Origin of the sequence: Prescottella equi, assembly GCF_020171745.1 — a bacterium.
GTDB classification, from domain to species: Bacteria; Actinomycetota; Actinomycetes; order Mycobacteriales; family Mycobacteriaceae; genus Prescottella; species Prescottella equi_A.
This window is the reverse complement of sequence record NZ_JAIVAH010000022.1, coordinates 26,827-43,761: the sequence shown is the minus strand read 5'-3', so window position 1 is coordinate 43,761 and position 16,935 is coordinate 26,827. Positions and strand designations below refer to the sequence as shown.

The following is a 16,935-nucleotide window of genomic DNA, read 5'->3' as shown; positions in this document are numbered from 1 at the left end:
ATGTTCGATGGCGGCGTCGTTCGAGTCGGGAACATGCCGGAAACATCGTGCTGCCACAATTCTCGCCATGACCAGAAAGAACATCTCGTCCGGTTCCGAGTGGGAGCCCAAGATCGGCTACTCGCGCGCAGTGCGGATCGGCAACCAGGTCGCTGTCTCCGGCACGACCTCGCCCGGCGCGACGCTCGAGGAGCAGACCCGCGGCGCACTGGCGACGATCGCCGCCTCGCTGACCGAGGCCGGCGCTTCGCTGACCGACGTCATCCGCACCCGGATGTACCTGCGCGACATGAGCAAGTGGGAGGAGGCCGCCCTCGCGCACGGTGAGGTGTTCGGTGAGATCCGCCCCGCCACGACGATCCTCGAGGTGAGCGCCCTCATCGACTCCGATCTGATGATCGAGATCGAGGCCGACGCCGTCGTCGCCGACTGACAATTCTCTTTCACCCCGGGCCGCCCGCCGAGCATGTATCGGCAGGCGGCCCGCGTCGTTCGACGACGTGGACGGTGCGATCGGATCAGCGTGGGGTCAGAGCATGATCACACCGCGCGCGGCGAGCCACGGAATGGGGTCGATCTTGATCCAGCCCGGCAGGTCGACCTCGAAGTGCAGGTGCGGGCCGGTCGACTGGCCGCGGCTTCCGACCAGGCCGATCTGCTGCCCCACCGACACTCGCTGTCCGACCTTGACCCAGTTCTCGTCGTTGTGGCCGTACGTGGTGACGGTGCCGTCGTTGTGACGGATCCGGATCCACAGACCGAAACCGGAGGCCGGACCGGAGTCGATGACGACGCCGTCGGCGGCCGCGAGGATCGGCGATCGCATGGGCGCCGCGATGTCGATGCCCATGTGGCCGCCACCGAAGCGCTGCGAAATCGGCCCGGACGCAGGACGTCCCACGCCACCTAGGCCGAGGCTACCGAGCGGCAGACCGGAACTGGATCCGAAATCCAGGTTCTGGATGCTCTGGATGGCACCGGAGACGGTTCCGACCAGCGACGTCGCCTGATCGATGAGCCCGGTGATCTCGGACGAGCTGGGCAACGGCGGGAGCGCCGGTTGCGCGGATGCGGCAGGTGCGGACATCACCGCAACCCCCGTCGTCAGCCCCGCCGCAGCCACGACTCCCGCCACCATGCGCCGAATCCCCAAGCGCCACTTCGAACCCGCCATCCCACACCCTTTCGTCGAACGTTAGATCAGATCGGTAGAACCACATCGGATACGAACTCGTCACGAATCCACGACACGAAGAACTCCCACATCCCGGTCGCCAGCGCAACTCCTACGGCGATGAGCATCGCTCCGCCGACAACCTGAATCACCCTCGAATGGCGCTGCAACCAGCCAATTCCGCTCATGGCACGGGTGGAACCGAAGGCGAGCGCGACGAACGGAAGACCGAGCCCCAGGCAGTACGCGACGATGAGGATGACTCCCCTTGCCGCCGTTGCACCTTCGGTTCCCGCCGCCACCGACAGCACACCGGCCAGCGTCGGTCCCAGACACGGCGTCCAGCCGAGTGCGAACACCGCACCGAGCAGTGGAGCGCCCGCCAGGTGCGCAACCCTCCGCGGTCGCGGCCGCGTGTCGCGTTGCAGCGCGGGGATCAGCCCGATGAAGGCGAGCCCCATGACGATCGTGACCACACCACCGATCCGCTGCAGCAGGTCCCGGTTCAGGTTGAGCGCGCCGATCAACCCGAACACCGACGCCGTCGCCAAGACGAACACGACGGTGAAGCCGGCGACGAACAGCAACGCGGCACCGGTCACCCGCCAGCGCCCGGGCGCACGGACCAGCGTCACCGTCGACCCGCGGCCGCTCGCCCCGCCGACGACAGCAGCGCCCGCGGGATTGGCATCCGCCCCCGCCACCCCGGCCAGGTAGGAGAGGTAGCCGGGAACGAGCGGGATACAGCAGGGCGACGCGAACGACACCAGCCCGGCGAGCGCCGCCGCGCCGAGCGCGAGCACGAGGGGGCCCGTGGCTGCTACCGACTGGAAGCTCTCCCCCAACCCCTGCGCGAGGACCACGACGGCCTCGTGTTGCTGCAGGGCAGGTGACAGCGATTGCATGACGTGTGGATCCGCCTCTCGCGACAGGATGACGGCATCGACCGTCAGGCCATCTACTATCTACGTACGTAGACCGTAGCAAAGGGTCGGAATCCCGGAACGCGATTCCTGCCACACGTTCAGCGCGGCGACCGGACCTCACCCGGCGTCGTATCCTGAGGGCGACGATAACGGGAGGCATGTGTGCGTGTTCGCGGATTCGGCGAGCTCGAGGCCGTCGTGATGGATCGACTGTGGGATCACGGAGAAGCGACCACGGTTCGACAGGTCTTCGACGAGCTCGCCAAGGAGCGCGCGATCGCGTACACGACGGTGATGTCCACTATGGACAACCTGCACCGCAAGGGCTGGCTCGAGCGTGAGCGGGTGGGCAAGGCGTTCAGTTACTGGCCCACCCTCACCCGCGAGCAGCACACCGCCCGGCTGATGCGCGACGCGTTCGACGACGGCGGCCGCTCGGATCTCGTCCTCACCCATTTCATCGAGCAGATGTCCGAGGAGCAGTCGGCGAGCCTGCGCATCGCACTCGACCGGCTCACCTCCCCGGGAGACGCTGGATGAGCGCCGCGGCGTGCCTGCTGGCGTACGCCGTCACGGTCGCCGTCATCGCTCCACGAATCCTGCCGAAACTGACTCGGAGCGGCATCGCGCCGCGGTTGGGCGTCGCCGCCTGGCTGGCGGCGATCGCTTCCGCCGTGCTCGCATCGATCGCATTCGTCGGCGTCGTCGCCGCCGAGTCGTTCACCGACACATCACTCATGGAGGCCTGCGAACACCTGGTGCAGGCGCTCGCCGGCGCGCACAGCGCTCCTGCCACACAGTTCGCGACGACGACGGTTGCACTGGCCGCGGGCGCGGCCTTCACCTTCGCGAGCGTCCGGCTCACGCGGAATCTCGCCGCTCGGCGCCGGGTGACGTTCGGCCACGCCCGCTCGGCCCGAATGGTGGGCCGCCGGATCGACGGCGTCGACGCCGTCGTGCTCGACGCACCAGAGCGCGCCGCGTACTGCGTGGCGGGACGTCCGGACGCGATCATCGTGACGAGCGGAGCGCTGGACGCGCTCGACCACCCCCAACTCGACGCGGTGCTCGCACACGAGCGCGCACACCTGGCCGGACGGCATCCGCAGCTCCTCGCCGTCGTCCGCGCCCTCGCCGACACCGCACCCCGCATCTCACTCTTCACGACGGGCGCCACCGATATCGCCCGCCTGCTCGAGATGTGCGCGGACGACCGAGCGATGCGCACCCACGAACCGCGCACCCTGCTGCACGGGCTCGTCGCCCTGGCCGGAGGACCGGTTCCGAACGGCGCCGTGGGAGCCGGGAACATCGCGGTCCTCGACCGGGCGGGCCGGCTCGCCTCGCCCGCGGGCCGCCGCGACCGCCTCCGCAATCGCGCGCAGCTCGGGGTCGCGATCACGCTCCTCGCGGCGCTCCCCCTCGGCGCCACCGTCCTGGCCGTCGCCGGCCGGATGCTGTGCATCACCACACTGCTCTGATCGGCCGCTCCGCGATACCACTCGAGGGTGAGCCGGGTCACCGCACGGGCGCCCCGAACCGTTTTCTACTAACCTACTTAGTAGGTCAGTAGAAACGCGGCGATTCGATGATCGCCTCTTCCAGGAGTCCCGATGATCGAACGACGCACCCGCCTGTCGCGGCGCAGATTCATGATGCTCGCCGGGGGCGTCGGCGCCGCCGCGGTCACGGCCGCCTGCAGCTCCGACACCTCCGCATCGACGGCCGTCGGCCCGAGCGCGGCGGCGGTGACCGCCGCCGAACAGGCCCGACGCACCGGCACCGGGCGGACGGTCCCCGTCGCGCTGCGCGCACGCCCCGATCGGATCGACCTCGGCGGCGTCGTCGTCGACACGTGGGCCTACGACGGGCGCGTGCCCGGCCCCGAGATTCGTGTCCGGCGCGGCGACGTGCTCAGCGTCGACTTCGCCAACGAGCTGCCCGAGGAATCGTCGGTGCACTGGCACGGCATCGCGTTGCGCAACGACATGGACGGGGTGCCGGACCTGACGCAGTCGGCCGTCCGTTCCGGGGATTCGTTCCGCTACGAGTTCAGCGTGCCCGACGCCGGCACCCACTGGTTCCATCCGCACGTCGGCATGCAACTCGACCGGGGCCTGTACGCGCCGCTGATCGTCGAGAATCCCGACGACGGACGGGACTACGACCTCGAGGCCGTCCTCGTGCTCGACGACTGGCTCGACGGCGTCAGCGGCACCCCCGACGAGCGACTCGAGACGCTGCGCCGGGACGGCATGCCGGGGATGGGCGGCATGAGCGGCATGGACCACGGGTCGATGGGCGGGATGGGCATGGGCATGGGTTCCGATCCGGCGAACCCGCTGGGCTCCGACACCGGGGACGTCACGTACCCGTACTACCTGATCAACGGACGCACGGCGCTCGACCCGATCACCGTCGCGGGGCGTCCCGGTCAGCGCATCCGACTGCGGATCGTGAACGCGGCCGCGGACACCGCCTTCCGTGTCGCGGTCGGCGGCCATTCGATGACGGTCACCCACAGCGACGGATACCCGGTCGATCCCCTCGAGGCGCGGTCTCTGTTGATCGGCATGGGTGAACGATTCGACGTCACTGTCACGCTCGGCGACGGCGCGTTCCCGATCGTCGCGTCGGCCGAAGGAAAGGACGGGCAGGCCCTGGCCGTCCTCCGCACCGGCGGTGGCGCGGCCCCCGGCGCCGGCGTCAGACCCGCGGAGCTGACCGTGAATCCGGTGACCGGCGCGCAGTTGCGGGCACCCGCCGACGTCCGACTGTCGACACGCGAACCCGACCGCACCCACGACCTGGTGCTCGGGATGGAGATGTCGGGCTACACGTGGACGATCAACGGTGAGACCTACGCCGATCACACGCCGCTGGAAATCTCCGAGGGCGAACGTGTGCGGCTGCGGTTCGTCAACAACACCATGATGTTCCACCCGATGCACGTGCACGGTCACACCTATCAGGTGGTGGACCGTTCCGGCGCGGGTGCACGCAAGGACACCTCGCTGGTGCTGCCCGGGCAGACCGTCGAGGTCGATCTCGACGCGAACAACCCGGGCCAGTGGATGGTGCACTGCCACAACCTCTATCACGGCGAGGCAGGGATGATGACCGTCCTCTCCTACGTCGACTGACCCCACGTTCCCCACCACAGTTCCATCCCGAGACGGAGTAGAAACCGATGGCGCGATTCCGCACTGCCGCACTGCCCTTCATCGCCGCGGCGGCCCTGGCCGTCGCCGGCTGCACCGGCAGCTCACCGACGACGGCCGACGCCGAGACGACCACCACCCCGGTGGTGAATCCGCGGCTGACGACCATGCAGTTGAACCCCGAACTGGACCACCTGCACGGTCTGCACGTCGACGCCGACGGAACCGTCCTCGCCGGAACGCATTCCGGACTGATCGCGCTCGCGCCGTCCGGGAACACGACCCGCATCGGGACGTCCGACGACGACCTCATGGGGCTCAGCGGCGTCGCCGGCAGCGACCTGCTCTTCTCGTCCGGACACCCGGGGCCGTCGAGCGACGCCCCCAACCCGCTGGGCCTCGCGCGCAGCACCGACGGCGGCGTGACGTGGGAGTCGCGATCCCTCGTCGGAGAGGTCGACTTCCACGCCCTCGCGAGCGACGGCCGAACCCTGGTCGGCTTCGACACGTCGTCGGGCCTGCGGGTGTCGACGGACGACGGTGCGACGTGGGCGCCCGGCGCGGCCATCGGGGCGTCGGCGCTGGCCGTCAACGCCGGGGGGATCTGGGCGGCCACCCCGGACGGGCTCCTGCTCAGCACCGACGGCGCCCGCACCTTCGCACCTACCCCCGGCGCGCCGCCGCTCGGACTGGTAGCGGCGGGACGCGACGGCGCCCTGTGGGGCATGGACGGCAACGGCAACGCGTGGCGCAGCCGGGACGGACGGGCCTGGGAGGAGTTCACCCGGGTCGGCGAGGTGGAGGCGCTGACGGCGCTCGACTACGACACCGCCTATGCCGCAACGGCGCAAGAACTGCACACCCTGCGCTGACGAGCCGTTAGCTCCGGTCCGCGTCGGTCAAGCGGAATCGGCCGCCGGCGCGAGGAACAGCGTGCACCCGTAGGTCACCGCCGAACACGCCACCGAGATGAGCAGGAACCAAACTCCGGCCGACGCAAGCAGTTGCCCAGCGGTCGCCGACGCCAGCGCACTCCAGACGAACACCCCCGCGACCAGTAGGAACACCGCAGCAGCCGAACAGGTCGCGAACCTGTGCCGCCAACCCTGCGCCGACGGCGGCCACAGTGCTGCCGATCGCACCGCCACGGCGCCACCCACCACCGAGATCGAACCGACCACCACCCCGACGAAGCCGCCCACCACCAACGCCACCAGCGTCAAGCCCCCGATCCCCGCCGGCAGACACCATGCGGCGGCCACCGCAACCCCGACTCCGGCCGCAATACCGATCTCCCGCCCCGCCCACCCCATACACGCAGCTAAGCACAGCTGCCGTTCGCCGATGCCTGGGCACGCCCGGATGCGCCGAGTCCGGAACTCTGCCCCAACGCCTGACGCACGAGAGACCTGTCTTGCGTCAAGAACTCGGCGGGCATTCACCGCGTTGCATGTCCGCGCGTTGCCACGCCCCGCTACCGCGAGAACGGCAGGTCAGGAGACTTGCTCAACGACTTCGCCGGAGCCGAGGGATCGCGAAACCCGGCAACACGATGCAGCCGTCGAGAATCCCCTGATGCTCGAGCCCGAAACAGTAGGGCATCTGCGCGGCTCAGATCTGAGCGAAGCCACCGTCCACGGCGAGCTCGGAGCCGTTGACATAGCTGGATGCGTCCGAGGCGAGGAAGACGGCCGCCGCTGCGATCTCTTCAGGCTCGGCCAACCGGCCGAGTGGAACCGACGCCCCGGCGGAGGCGACCGCCTCGGCTGAGATCAGGTCGACCAAACCCTGCGTGCGGGTACCGCCGGGGGAGAGCATGTTGATCCGGTATCGACGTTCCCCGGCGACGTGGGCGAACCCGCGGACCAGGTTACGAAGCGCAGCCTTGGTCGCCCCGTACACGGGCAGATACGGCTCGGGCCGCGAGGCCGCCGTCGATCCGGTGAGGATGATCGACGCCCCCGCCGAGAGCAGCGGCAATGCCTTCTGCACGGTGAACAGCGAGCCCTTGACGTTGGTGGTGAACATGGCGTCGAACTGCTCCTCGGTGATCTCACCCAACGGCGCCACGATCCCGATCCCGGCGTTGGCGACCAGGACATCGATCCGACCCGCCCGCTCGGCAACCGTTGCAAAGAGCGCGTCGAGATCCTCGAGCCTGCCCACGTCACAGCGGATCCCGGTCACCCCGGGACCGAGTTCGGCCTCGACCTCGTCGAGCTGCGCCTGGCGACGGCCGGCGACGAACACTCGGGCACCCTCGTCGAGGTACGCCCGCGCGATCGCCAGTCCGATACCCGCGTTACCCCCGGTCACGACCGCGACCTTGCCCTCCAGAACCTTCATGGCAGCTTCCCACTTCCCGTTATTGACCGACTAGTCCATAACAGCCGATGTGGACCGTTTAGTCAAGAACATGGGTGGAACTGTTCTCTCTCACGCCATTGCGGGAATAATCAGGGCTTGGGCAACAGGCCGTTGAGCAGGGCCTCGGCCGTAATCGACAGGGCGGCCGGATCTTGGCCGACCCGGCCGAGGACAATCAGCCCGAGCTGACCTGCCAGCACCGCATGGGCGGCGCCTTCCGAGTCGACATGGGGGGCGATGTCGCCCTCGCGCTGCGCTCGCCGTATCGCATCGACCAGCACGGAAGTGGTTGCGGCGTAGCTGCGCCGCGCCTCGGCGGCCACCTCGGCAGTGCTCACGGAGAGCTCCATCGCGGTATTGGCGAGTAGGCAACCGCGACGGGCCTGTTCGCCGCCGGGATCGCGTACGGGTCCGGTCACGAAACCACGAATCACATCGATAGCGCGGTCGGCCTGCTCCAGCCACGAACGCAGCATCCGATCGTTGGCCTCGTCGTACTCGCGCAGCACACGCAGGAACAAGCTCCGCTTGTCTCCGAATGCCCCGTACAGACTCCCTTTGCCCAGTCCGCTGGCTGCCACGAGATCTTCGAGTGACGTGCCTGCGTACCCGTTGTCCCAGAACGCCGCCTGCACGGCCGCCAGGACAACCTCTTCCTCGAACTGGCGTGGACGCGGCATGCAGCCAGGATATCTGTATTGGACCACCCGGTCCATCATTGCTCCGAGCGGAAGCGCCGTCCATCGAGCGATTCTTCGCCGGTCGCAGTCGTTGAAGACCGCTGGCCGACTCGCTCGGCGATGCTGCAGATGCCGCCGAGGGCACGCAGAACGATGCGCCCGTCGACGTCGCCTTCAGCGGTGGTGCTCCGCACCCGGGGAAGGCGCAGCCGTGATCGCGGAGCGGGTTCTTCCCAGTCCAGGCGCACACAACGCGAGTGTCGGCAGGGCGCGGCCCCGTATCTTCGATGATTCCCCCGTGCCCGAAGACTATGGTGCTGCCACCGCGTGGCGGCCGAACGACATCCGAATTACTGAGACCGTTTCCGGAGCATCCCCGCCTACCCCGCCGCGATCCCGTCGATGATCGACTGGACCACGGCGCCGTAGCGGCGGACGAGATCCTCGGGGTCGATCACGTCAGTGGAGAGGAGCCCCACCGTCCGGATGCCGCCGGCGAGGCCGAGGAGGACGGCGACGACCATCTGCGTGGGCAGCTTGTCGTCGGACGTATCGCCGATCTTGCCCGCGATACCGCGGATGTACCGCTCGCGCGCGTCGGCCTGCGCGGCCTCCCTGTCCGGAGCCTCGTGGATCAGCAGCGGCATCATCACCCACGGTTCGGACTCGTCGGCGTCGCGTCGTTCGACGATGTTGCGCACCAGTCGATATCCGGGCGCCTCGTGCTCGCAGAAATGCGGGTCGTCGGCCACCGACGGCAGCGTCGGCGCCGCCGCCTTGTACAGCTCGGCCTTGCTGCCCATCATCTTCATCACCATCGCCGGCGAATAGCCGGCGAGTTCGGCGACATCCTTGATCGTCGTGGCCGTGTAGCCGCGCTCGGAGAACAGCCGACGGGCGGCGTCGATGATGTTGTCCCGCGTGGACTTTCCGTTCACCGCACCCACCCTAGTCACGACGCCGTCTCCACCCGCGCCTCGGCCGCGGCCTCGACGACCGTCGCCACGCGCACCGTCCGGGGCATCCTCGGAATGAACCATGCGACCGCGGCGGCGAGCAGCGCCATCACACACGCCACCGCGAAGACCGTGCGGAACGCGTCGAGGGTCGGCAGGTGCACGCCCGCGACATCCATGGTCATCGCGGTCAGCAGCGCGGTGACGACTGCGCTCGACGTCGACGTTCCGATCGACCGCACCAGCGAGTTGAGCCCGTTCGACGCGGCGGTCTCGGTGATCGGCACCGACTGCATGATCAGGATGGGCATCGCCGAGTACGTGATCGCGGTGCCGATGTTCACGACCATCGCCCCCAGGATGATCAGGGCGACGGACCCGTTGAACGAGAAGCGGATGACGTAGGCGGCCGCGAGGATGAGTGCACCGGTGATGAGCGTGGTGCGGGCACCGAATCGCACGGTGATCTTCGCCGACAGCGGCGAGAAGACCACCATCGACATGCCTGCCGGCACCATGCACAGCCCGGCCGTGAGGACGCTGAGCCCGAACCCGTAGCCCGTGCTCTCGGGCATCTGCAGCTGTTGCGTGGTGGCGAGCATGTTCGCGAACATCGCGAATCCGACGATCATCGACGCGATGTTCGTCAGCAGCACCGGTCGCCGCGCCGAGGTCCGCAGGTTCACCATCGGGTCGGTGACCCGCAGCTGGTACGGAATCCAGATCGCAATCACGACCGCCGCGAGTGCGAAGCACCCGAGAGTGCGGCCGCTGCCCCAGCCCCAGGAACCGCCCTTGGAGATTCCCAGCAGCAGCCCCGTGAGCGCGATGGACAGGATGACGGCGCCGACGATGTCGAATCGTCCGGGCGAGCGGACCTTGGATTCCGGCACCACGTATGCAACCGCAGCGAGCATCACGGCACCGGCGGCCGCGGAGATCCAGAAGATCGCGTGCCAGCCGAGGTGCGGATAGATCACGCCGGCGAGCGGAAGCCCCAGTGCGCTACCCATGCCGAGCGTCGCGCTCATCAGTGCCGTCGCGGCGGGCACCTTCTCGCGCGGCAGTTCGTCACGCAGGATCCCGATACCGACCGCGATGAGCGACGACGCGAAACCCTGCATGCCGCGGCCGATGAGCACCGTCACGAAGGTGCCGCCGATCGCGGCGAGCAGCGAACCGCTGACCATCACCGACATCGCCACCATCATCATGCGCTTCTTGCCGACCATGTCGGCCAGTCGCGAGACGATCGGTGTGGCCACCGCGGCGGTCAGCAGCGTGATAGTTACCAGCCAGAACGCATTGTCGGCGCTGACGTCGAGGATGTGGCGCAGGTCCGGGAGCAGCGGGACCACGAGCGTCTGCTGCAGCGAGACGAGCGTGCCGCACAGACACAGCACCGCGGTCATCAGGGCGCTGGAACGGCGCGGCGTCACCTGCACCTCGGGAAGCGCGGTGGCGATGGGTCGTGCAGCCAATGGATCATCTCCGGACGTGCGAGCCGGACGCCGGGGCCGCCGGGTGGCGGCCTCCGGAACAACCGGGGTGAATGAGCGTTCACCTTGGAGTGAACACCCATTCACCCCGGAGGGCAAATCGCCGTCCCGCCACGAGGGAGATGTGATCGAGCCCTCAGCGGCGCGCGAACTCGCCGGCGTCGGCCCACCGGCGTCGCTCGTCGGCGAACGCGACCGCCTGCTTCGCGCGGAACGCCTCGATCGACGGCGCGTTGTCCGCGAGGAACCGCTCGTGGTCGGCCAACGAGAAACTGCCGTCGGCGATCTCGATACCGCCGGACCCCCGTCCGGCCGCAAGGTCGGCCCGCAGATCGAGCAGTTCTTCGGGCTCCACCGGGTACCACGAGATCCGGTCGAAGAAGCGCAGCAGCCACGGGGTTCCGTCCTCGAACGGGCCCGACGACTGCGGGTGCCGGTGGTTCCACACCTGCGTGGTGCGGCCGACGAACTGGTAGCCGCCCGGCCCCTCCATGCCGTAGATGCACAGGTATGCGCCGCCGATGCCCACCGCGTTCTCCGGTGTCCAGGTGCGGGCCGGGTTGTACTTGGTGGTGACGAGACGGTGCCGAGGGTCGAGCGGGGTCGCGACCGGCGCCCCCAGGTACACGTCGCCCAGGCCGAGCACCAGGTAGTCGGCGCCGAACACCGTGTCGAACACATCGTTCACCGACTCGAGACCGTTCATGCGGCGGATGAACTCGATGTTCCACGGGCACCACGGCGCATCCGCTCGCACGCCGTGCATGTAGCGGGCGATGGCCTCGCGGGTGGCCGGGTCGTCCCAGGACAGCGGCATCCGCACCGTCCGACTCGGGACCACCAGTTCGTTCGCCGCCGGAATCTGGTCCTCGGCCTCCGCCAGCAGCCCGAGCAGCGTCGGGACCGGCAGGACGTCGGGGTCGACCCGTACCTGCAGCGACCGGATTCCCGGCGTGAGGTCCAGCAGGCCCGCCGGCCGCTCCGACTCGAGCCGCTGGTGCAGCGCGTGCACCCGGGCCCGCAGCGCCAGGTCGAGGGTCATGTCGCCGTACTCGACGAGCACGTTGTCGTCGCCCGAGCGGCGATAGGTGACCGGTGTTGCGCCGTCGCGCCGCGCGAGCACGCCGTCGTCACCGTCACCCCCGGTCGAGAGCACCGCGGGCAGACCCGCCCGGCGGCCGAGTCCGAGGTCCCGCCGCGACGCCGACCGGTCGGCCCGGACCGGCACGAACCGCACCGTGTTGCCCGGCGCCAGCTGGCCGAGCTTCCACCGGTCGGCCGCGACCACCGTCACCGGACAGACGAATCCACCCAGGCTCGGGCCGTCGGGTCCCAGCAGGATCGGGGTGTCACCGGTGAAGTCCAGCGCACCGATCGAGTACGCGTTGTCGTGGATGTTCGACGGATGCAGGCCCGCCTCGCCGCCGTCGGGGCGGGCCCAGTCGGGCTGCGGGCCGATCAGCCGCACGCCGGTGCGGTCGGAGTTGAAGTGCACCTCGTAGTCGGTGCGGTACAGGGCGTCGATGTCGGCACGGGTGAAGAACTCCGGGGCGCCGTGCGGCCCTTCGGTCACCGCGATCTCCCAGCGCTGCGACAGCGCGGGCACCGACTCGGACGGGACCGCCGACGGCGCCGACGTCGGTGCGTCGCCGAGCGCCAGCACGTCACCCTCGCGGAGGGCGCGCCCGTCCAGCCCGCCGAAGCGACCCAGCGTGAACGTCGAAGCGCTGCCGAGGAATTCGGGGACGTCGAGACCGCCCGCGATCAGGACGTACACCCGAAGTCCGGGACCGGAGACGGCCCCGACGTCGAGCACTCCCCCGGCCGGCACCAGCACCGGGCGCCACTGCGGGACGACGGCGCCGTCGACCGTCACGGTAACCGGCGCACCGGTGACGCATACGTGGGTGGGTTCGTCGAAGCGGAGCGCGGGTCCGGCCATGACGGCCTCGAATCCCGCCGTGCCCTCAGGGTTTCCGACCGCGACGTTGCCGAGCCGGAACGACAGGTCGTCCATCGGCCCCGACGGCGGCACACCGATCTGCCAGTATCCGGTCCGGCCCGGGTAGTCCTGGACCGTGGTGCCCATGCCGGGCCGCAGCACCGTGCACTTGGCGGTCATCGCCGCACCTCCGGACGGGTGACGATCATGCGGACGGCGGTGGGGTCGAAGCCGTTGCACGGGTTGTTGATCTGCGGGCAGTTCGAGACCAGCACCAACGCGTCGACCTCCGCCCGCAGAGCAAGCCGCTTGCCCGGCGCGGACAGGCCGTCGACGATCCCCAGCGCGCCGTCCGCGTCGACCGGAACGTTCATGAAGAAGTTGATGTTCGAGACCAGGTCCCGCTTGCCGAGCCCCCACCGGGCACCCTCGATCAGGAAGTTCTCGACGCACGCGTGCTGGTGCTTGGTGTGGTGGCCGTAGCGCAGCGTGTTCGACTCCTGCGAGCACGCCCCGCCGACGGTGTCGTGGTTGCCGACCTCGTCGGCCACGATCGTCATGAGCGGGCCGCCGTCGTCGGCGCGCAGCACGCTGCCGGTGGTGAGGAACAGGTTGCGCTGCCCGACGACCGTGGCCGCGGCCGAGTAACGCCGGGAGGGGTCGCCGGCGGCATAGATCAGTGTGTCGACCGCCTGGTTGCCGTGCAGGTCGACGATGGTCAGGACGTCGCCGGCGGCAACGACGGCGGACCAGGGTCCGCGCGGGGCGACGGTCTCGTCGAGCACGATCTCGCCCGGAGCGAGGGCCAGGTCGGCGGCGGGAAGCAGGGTGGTCATCGTGCGTCCTTTCCAGCATTCAGTGCGGCCCAGGCGTCCTCGGTGTTGAGGACGGCGCGGCGGTACTCCGGGTCGTGGTTCGGGAGGGTGTCGAGTTCGTCGGGCGCGGACCAGGCGAGGATCTCGAGCGGGGTGGTCGCGAACTCCGGCGTGGGGTCGAGGGGATGCGCGGTGTTCGCGACCAGCACGATCACCGGCAGATGCAGCAGCAGGTCGACGTACGCCCCGGCGCCCGCCGTGCCGGTGCTGTCCAGGGCGCCGTCCGGTGCGACGCGCACGCCGTGGAAGAACGACAGCGACGGCGGTAGGTCCCTCGGGCCCAGATCGTGCTTGGCCGCGGCGACGGTGAACAGTTCACGCCCGGCGGGGGCCGCCGAATGCAGCGCGCCGGCGCCGTACTTCTCCCGGTTCGCGGCGACACTCGTGGTCCCGCACAGCGCATCGTGGTGACCGGAGGTGTCGGCGACGACGGTGGCGAGGATGCGGCCGGCGTCGGAGAGCAGCGGGTGCCCGGAACCGAGGTACGCCTGCCACGGCACCTTCACGGTGTCGGCGACGTTGAGTCGCTCCCACGGCGCGTCGGCCCGGAAGAGCAGCACGTTGGCGCACGCGTTGCCGTCGAGGTCCCGCAGCCGGATCCGGGTGCCGCGGGCGAGCACCTTCGAGGCGTACCGGCCGCCGGGGACCGTCTCCGCCCACACGAGACGCTCGGCGGCGACGGCCTCCGGAGGCGCCGGCCAGTCGGAGGCGGGCACGACCGGCATCGCGTCGCTGCGGGTCCCGGCCTGGGCACGGGCGTGCGCGCGGGCGGTGGCGGTGGTGGACGTGTCGTCGGTGAGATCGACGAGGTCGGGGGTGGTCACTTCAGGCTCCGATCGTGGCGGGGTTCGGGACACGGGCGCCGCGGGAGGTGCCGCGGGACGAGTAGCAGATGGCGCCGGCGATCACCACGGCGAGCACCGCGAGCGGGGCGGCCCACTGCAGGATCGGGTACTCCCCCGTCGGATTGAAGATCTCGGCGCGGGGCCAGGACAGGTTGACGACCATGAGGGCGCCGTAGGCGACGGCCGCGATGTTCACGGGAATCGCGAACACGCCCAGGGAGAACAATTTTCGACCGTCGGCGTCCACGTCCGGCCCGCCCAGCGGCCGACCCGACAGGCGGCGCACGAGCATCGGCACGGTCACCATGAGGTACGCGAGGTAGATGAGCACGATGCACACGCTCGAGAGCGTCGCGAAGATCGCGGAGTTGCCGACGTTGACCGCGAGAACGGCGATGCACAGCAGGCCGATCAGCACGCTCGGCGCGATCGGGGTGCCGGTGCGCGGATTGACCTTCGCCAGCACGTCGCTGGCGGGCAGCTTGCCGTCGCGCGCCATCCCGAACATCAGGCGGGACGCGGCGGTCTGGATCGCGAGGGTGCACACGAACACCGCGATCGCGACGTCCACGAGCAGTAGCGTCCCCCACGGGGAACTCAGGATCGACGTCAGCACGTACGGCAGGCCCTCGGTGGCCAGGCGGCCGTCGGTGAGGCTCGGCGCGGCCATGAGCGCGCCGACGATCATGAGGCCGCCGCCGAGCGCCGAGACCGACAGCGCGAGGCGGATCGTGCGCGGCGCGACCCGACGCGGGTTGTGTGTCTCCTCGGCGAGTTCACCCGCCGAGCCGAAGCCGACCATGACGTACGCGGCCATCAGGCCCGAGACGATCCAGGCCCAGATGTATCCGGGCTGCGTGCCGGCGACGCCGGTGTCGAAGACGACGTCCGGACCCCGCTGGGCGTGGGTGAAGAACATGCCGATCACCGCGACGACACCGACGATTTCGCAGGTCACGCCGATGCTGTTGATGCGCGACATCCAGTTCACGCCGATGCAGTTGATGGTGGTCGTGAGCACCAGCAGGATCGACCCGAGCAGGACCGCGTTGGCGGCACCGTCCGGCGAGGTGAGCGCGGGATCGTCGCCGATCACCTGGAATCCGCTCCAGATCGACGGCAGCACCACCTGGAGTGCGATCGCCGCGGCGGCCGCGGTGACGATCTGCGCGATGATCATGAACCAGCCCGCGAACCAGCCGACGATCGCGCCACCGAGGCGCCGTGCCCACTGGTAGATCGCGCCGGAGATCGGGTAGCGCGCCGCCATCTCGGCGAAACACAACGCGACCATGAACTGCCCGAGGAACACCACGGGCCAGGTCCAGAAGAAGGCCGGCCCGGCGAAACCGAAGCCGAGTCCGAACAACTGGAAGATCGTCGTGAGAATCGAGACGAACGAGAAGCCGGCCGCGAAGGACCCGAACTTCCCGAGGGAGCGGTGCAACTGCTGCTCGTAGCCGAACTCGGCCAGGTCGCCCCGGTCGCTCGACGCTGTCGTCACGGTGGCTGTCATGAACCCTCCTGCGAGAGACGGAAAGCGTCACCTCCCCGGAAATCCCGGGTACTGGTTTCTGTCACTCGACAGTTTTCGGCCCGGAACGGCGCGCACGATGTCGCGCAGGTTGCGATCGTGGGTCGTCATCGGCGTTTTCCGTTGCACCCACGTATCCCCGGTTACGACGCGGTGTCCGGGTGCTCACAGCCGCAGGTCAGAACCACGAAACACCCTGCGGCACTGTCATGTCGGGATCAGTGGACAGGTTCCTGCGAGGATGGAGACATGACGACCGGTTCCGGAAGGCCACGGCTGAAGACCCGCATGCGACCGGGCGCGACCGCGCGGGACGAGATCCTCGACGCCGCGGCCGAACTGTTCACGACACGCGGCTTCACCGGCACCTCCACGCGGATGATCGCCGACGCCGTCGGCATTCGGCAGGCCTCGATGTACCACCACTTCGGGACCAAGGACGACATCCTCGCCGCACTGCTGCTCGATACCGTCGCGGCGCCCCTGGCGTGCGCCGAGGCGCTACGACGGGACTGCCCGGATCCCCTCGTTCGCATCTATGCCCTCACTCTGTTCGACGCCGCGCAACTCGCCGAGTCGCGCTGGAATCTCGGGGCCCTGTATCTACTACCCGAGGTCACGACCGACCGCTTCGCCGAATTCCGCTCGCTCCGTGGCGAACTCATGACGCGGTACACCGAGTTTGCGGTCGAGGCGCTGGCGGTGATCGACGATCCGGATGTCGGACCGGCCGTGGCCGCGCTGCCGTTCCGACTGGTGGAGGCCACGATCAATGCCCGGTCGGACGCTGCCGCCGACCAGCCCGGCACTCCGACGCAGGCACTTCCGCCCGAACTCGTGGCGGACGCGGTCCTGCGGGTCCTGGGCCGGTCCGGTCCGTCGATCGAGACCAGAGGACTCGCACTCGCGGCGCTCGACCGGCTCTCGGAGAGTTGTCCACAGCCCCGACGATGAGGGCCGACCACGTGCCGGTGGG

At 69.3% G+C, this 16,935-nt stretch carries 17 protein-coding genes; 6 read left to right on the top strand and 11 right to left on the bottom strand.

Features of this window, described 5'->3' with window-relative positions; genetic code table 11:
- The first annotated feature begins 67 nt into the window (after positions 1–67).
- Complete coding sequence (locus LCL87_RS18245; protein WP_225022229.1) at positions 68–433, top strand: RidA family protein; 366 nt, start codon at positions 68–70, stop codon at positions 431–433.
- A 96-nt stretch (positions 434–529) separates the two neighbouring features.
- On the opposite strand, the gene LCL87_RS18240 is transcribed toward LCL87_RS18245, so the two are convergent.
- On the bottom strand, positions 530–1,138 hold the full coding sequence (locus LCL87_RS18240) for a M23 family metallopeptidase (protein WP_225022216.1): 609 nt from the start codon (positions 1,136–1,138) through the stop codon (positions 530–532).
- A gap of 62 nt (positions 1,139–1,200) precedes the next feature.
- A complete protein-coding gene (locus LCL87_RS18235; RefSeq protein WP_225022214.1) occupies positions 1,201–2,079 on the bottom strand; it encodes a cytochrome c biogenesis CcdA family protein in 879 nt (292 codons plus the stop codon).
- 183 nt (positions 2,080–2,262) lie between these two features.
- On the opposite strand from LCL87_RS18235, the gene LCL87_RS18230 reads away from it, so the two are divergent.
- The 4 genes from LCL87_RS18230 to LCL87_RS18215 all read left to right on the top strand — a co-directional run bounded on the left by LCL87_RS18230 (position 2,263) and on the right by LCL87_RS18215 (position 6,133).
- On the top strand, positions 2,263–2,640 hold the full coding sequence (locus tag LCL87_RS18230) for a BlaI/MecI/CopY family transcriptional regulator (RefSeq protein WP_225022213.1): 378 nt from the start codon (positions 2,263–2,265) through the stop codon (positions 2,638–2,640).
- Positions 2,637–3,581, top strand: a complete 945-nt coding sequence (locus LCL87_RS18225) for a M56 family metallopeptidase (protein WP_225022211.1) — start codon at positions 2,637–2,639, stop codon at positions 3,579–3,581. The genes LCL87_RS18230 and LCL87_RS18225 overlap by 4 nt, the downstream gene beginning before the upstream one ends.
- Before the next feature lie 132 nt (positions 3,582–3,713).
- The gene (locus LCL87_RS18220; protein ID WP_225022209.1) at positions 3,714–5,243 is read left to right on the top strand and encodes a multicopper oxidase family protein; all 1,530 of its coding nucleotides are present in this window, start codon (positions 3,714–3,716) and stop codon (positions 5,241–5,243) included.
- Between the two features lie 47 nt (positions 5,244–5,290).
- Positions 5,291–6,133, top strand: coding sequence for a F510_1955 family glycosylhydrolase (locus tag LCL87_RS18215; protein WP_225022207.1), 843 nt, complete (start codon positions 5,291–5,293; stop codon positions 6,131–6,133).
- A 27-nt stretch (positions 6,134–6,160) separates the two neighbouring features.
- Here the strand turns inward: LCL87_RS18215 and LCL87_RS18210 are convergent, their stop codons facing one another.
- The 9 genes from LCL87_RS18210 to LCL87_RS18170 all read right to left on the bottom strand — a co-directional run bounded on the left by LCL87_RS18210 (position 6,161) and on the right by LCL87_RS18170 (position 15,941).
- A complete protein-coding gene (locus tag LCL87_RS18210) occupies positions 6,161–6,574 on the bottom strand; it encodes a hypothetical protein (protein ID WP_225022205.1) in 414 nt (137 codons plus the stop codon).
- Positions 6,575–6,872: 298 nt separating this feature from the next.
- Positions 6,873–7,607 (bottom strand): SDR family oxidoreductase, encoded by a 735-nt coding sequence (locus LCL87_RS18205; protein WP_225022203.1) that lies wholly within the window; start codon positions 7,605–7,607, stop codon positions 6,873–6,875.
- 110 nt (positions 7,608–7,717) lie between these two features.
- Positions 7,718–8,308 (bottom strand): TetR/AcrR family transcriptional regulator, encoded by a 591-nt coding sequence (locus LCL87_RS18200; RefSeq protein WP_225022201.1) that lies wholly within the window; start codon positions 8,306–8,308, stop codon positions 7,718–7,720.
- Between the two features lie 380 nt (positions 8,309–8,688).
- The gene (locus tag LCL87_RS18195) at positions 8,689–9,246 is read right to left on the bottom strand and encodes a TetR/AcrR family transcriptional regulator (protein ID WP_225022199.1); all 558 of its coding nucleotides are present in this window, start codon (positions 9,244–9,246) and stop codon (positions 8,689–8,691) included.
- Positions 9,247–9,260: 14 nt separating this feature from the next.
- Positions 9,261–10,745 carry an MFS transporter gene (locus tag LCL87_RS18190; RefSeq protein ID WP_225022197.1) on the bottom strand — a complete coding sequence of 495 codons (1,485 nt, stop codon included), beginning with the start codon at positions 10,743–10,745 and terminating at the stop codon, positions 9,261–9,263.
- Between the two features lie 154 nt (positions 10,746–10,899).
- The gene (locus tag LCL87_RS18185) at positions 10,900–12,885 is read right to left on the bottom strand and encodes a 5-oxoprolinase/urea amidolyase family protein (RefSeq protein WP_225022196.1); all 1,986 of its coding nucleotides are present in this window, start codon (positions 12,883–12,885) and stop codon (positions 10,900–10,902) included.
- Positions 12,882–13,541 (bottom strand): urea amidolyase associated protein UAAP2, encoded by a 660-nt coding sequence (locus tag LCL87_RS18180; RefSeq protein ID WP_225022194.1) that lies wholly within the window; start codon positions 13,539–13,541, stop codon positions 12,882–12,884. Before LCL87_RS18180 ends, LCL87_RS18185 begins: the two co-directional genes overlap by 4 nt.
- A complete protein-coding gene (locus LCL87_RS18175) occupies positions 13,538–14,404 on the bottom strand; it encodes an urea amidolyase associated protein UAAP1 (protein ID WP_225022192.1) in 867 nt (288 codons plus the stop codon). The genes LCL87_RS18180 and LCL87_RS18175 overlap by 4 nt, the downstream gene beginning before the upstream one ends.
- Before the next feature lies 1 nt (position 14,405).
- A complete protein-coding gene (locus LCL87_RS18170; RefSeq protein ID WP_225022191.1) occupies positions 14,406–15,941 on the bottom strand; it encodes an amino acid permease in 1,536 nt (511 codons plus the stop codon).
- Positions 15,942–16,208: 267 nt separating this feature from the next.
- Here LCL87_RS18170 and LCL87_RS18165 point away from each other — a divergent pair, with 267 nt between their 5' ends.
- Positions 16,209–16,913, top strand: a complete 705-nt coding sequence (locus tag LCL87_RS18165; protein ID WP_225022189.1) for a TetR/AcrR family transcriptional regulator — start codon at positions 16,209–16,211, stop codon at positions 16,911–16,913.
- Positions 16,914–16,935 lie beyond the last annotated feature (22 nt).

Coding starts and splice junctions, on each gene's coding strand:
- LCL87_RS18245 (WP_225022229.1), top strand. CDS start 68: ATGACCAGAAAGAACATCTCGTCCGGTTCCGAGTGGGAGCCCAAGATC.
- LCL87_RS18240 (WP_225022216.1), bottom strand. CDS start 1,138: ATGGTGGCGGGAGTCGTGGCTGCGGCGGGGCTGACGACGGGGGTTGCG.
- LCL87_RS18235 (WP_225022214.1), bottom strand. CDS start 2,079: ATGCAATCGCTGTCACCTGCCCTGCAGCAACACGAGGCCGTCGTGGTC.
- LCL87_RS18225 (WP_225022211.1), top strand. CDS start 2,637: ATGAGCGCCGCGGCGTGCCTGCTGGCGTACGCCGTCACGGTCGCCGTC.
- LCL87_RS18220 (WP_225022209.1), top strand. CDS start 3,714: ATGATCGAACGACGCACCCGCCTGTCGCGGCGCAGATTCATGATGCTC.
- LCL87_RS18215 (WP_225022207.1), top strand. CDS start 5,291: ATGGCGCGATTCCGCACTGCCGCACTGCCCTTCATCGCCGCGGCGGCC.
- LCL87_RS18210 (WP_225022205.1), bottom strand. CDS start 6,574: ATGGGGTGGGCGGGGCGGGAGATCGGTATTGCGGCCGGAGTCGGGGTT.
- LCL87_RS18205 (WP_225022203.1), bottom strand. CDS start 7,607: ATGAAGGTTCTGGAGGGCAAGGTCGCGGTCGTGACCGGGGGTAACGCG.
- LCL87_RS18200 (WP_225022201.1), bottom strand. CDS start 8,308: ATGCCGCGTCCACGCCAGTTCGAGGAAGAGGTTGTCCTGGCGGCCGTG.
- LCL87_RS18185 (WP_225022196.1), bottom strand. CDS start 12,885: ATGACCGCCAAGTGCACGGTGCTGCGGCCCGGCATGGGCACCACGGTC.
- LCL87_RS18180 (WP_225022194.1), bottom strand. CDS start 13,541: ATGACCACCCTGCTTCCCGCCGCCGACCTGGCCCTCGCTCCGGGCGAG.
- LCL87_RS18170 (WP_225022191.1), bottom strand. CDS start 15,941: ATGACAGCCACCGTGACGACAGCGTCGAGCGACCGGGGCGACCTGGCC.
- LCL87_RS18165 (WP_225022189.1), top strand. CDS start 16,209: ATGACGACCGGTTCCGGAAGGCCACGGCTGAAGACCCGCATGCGACCG.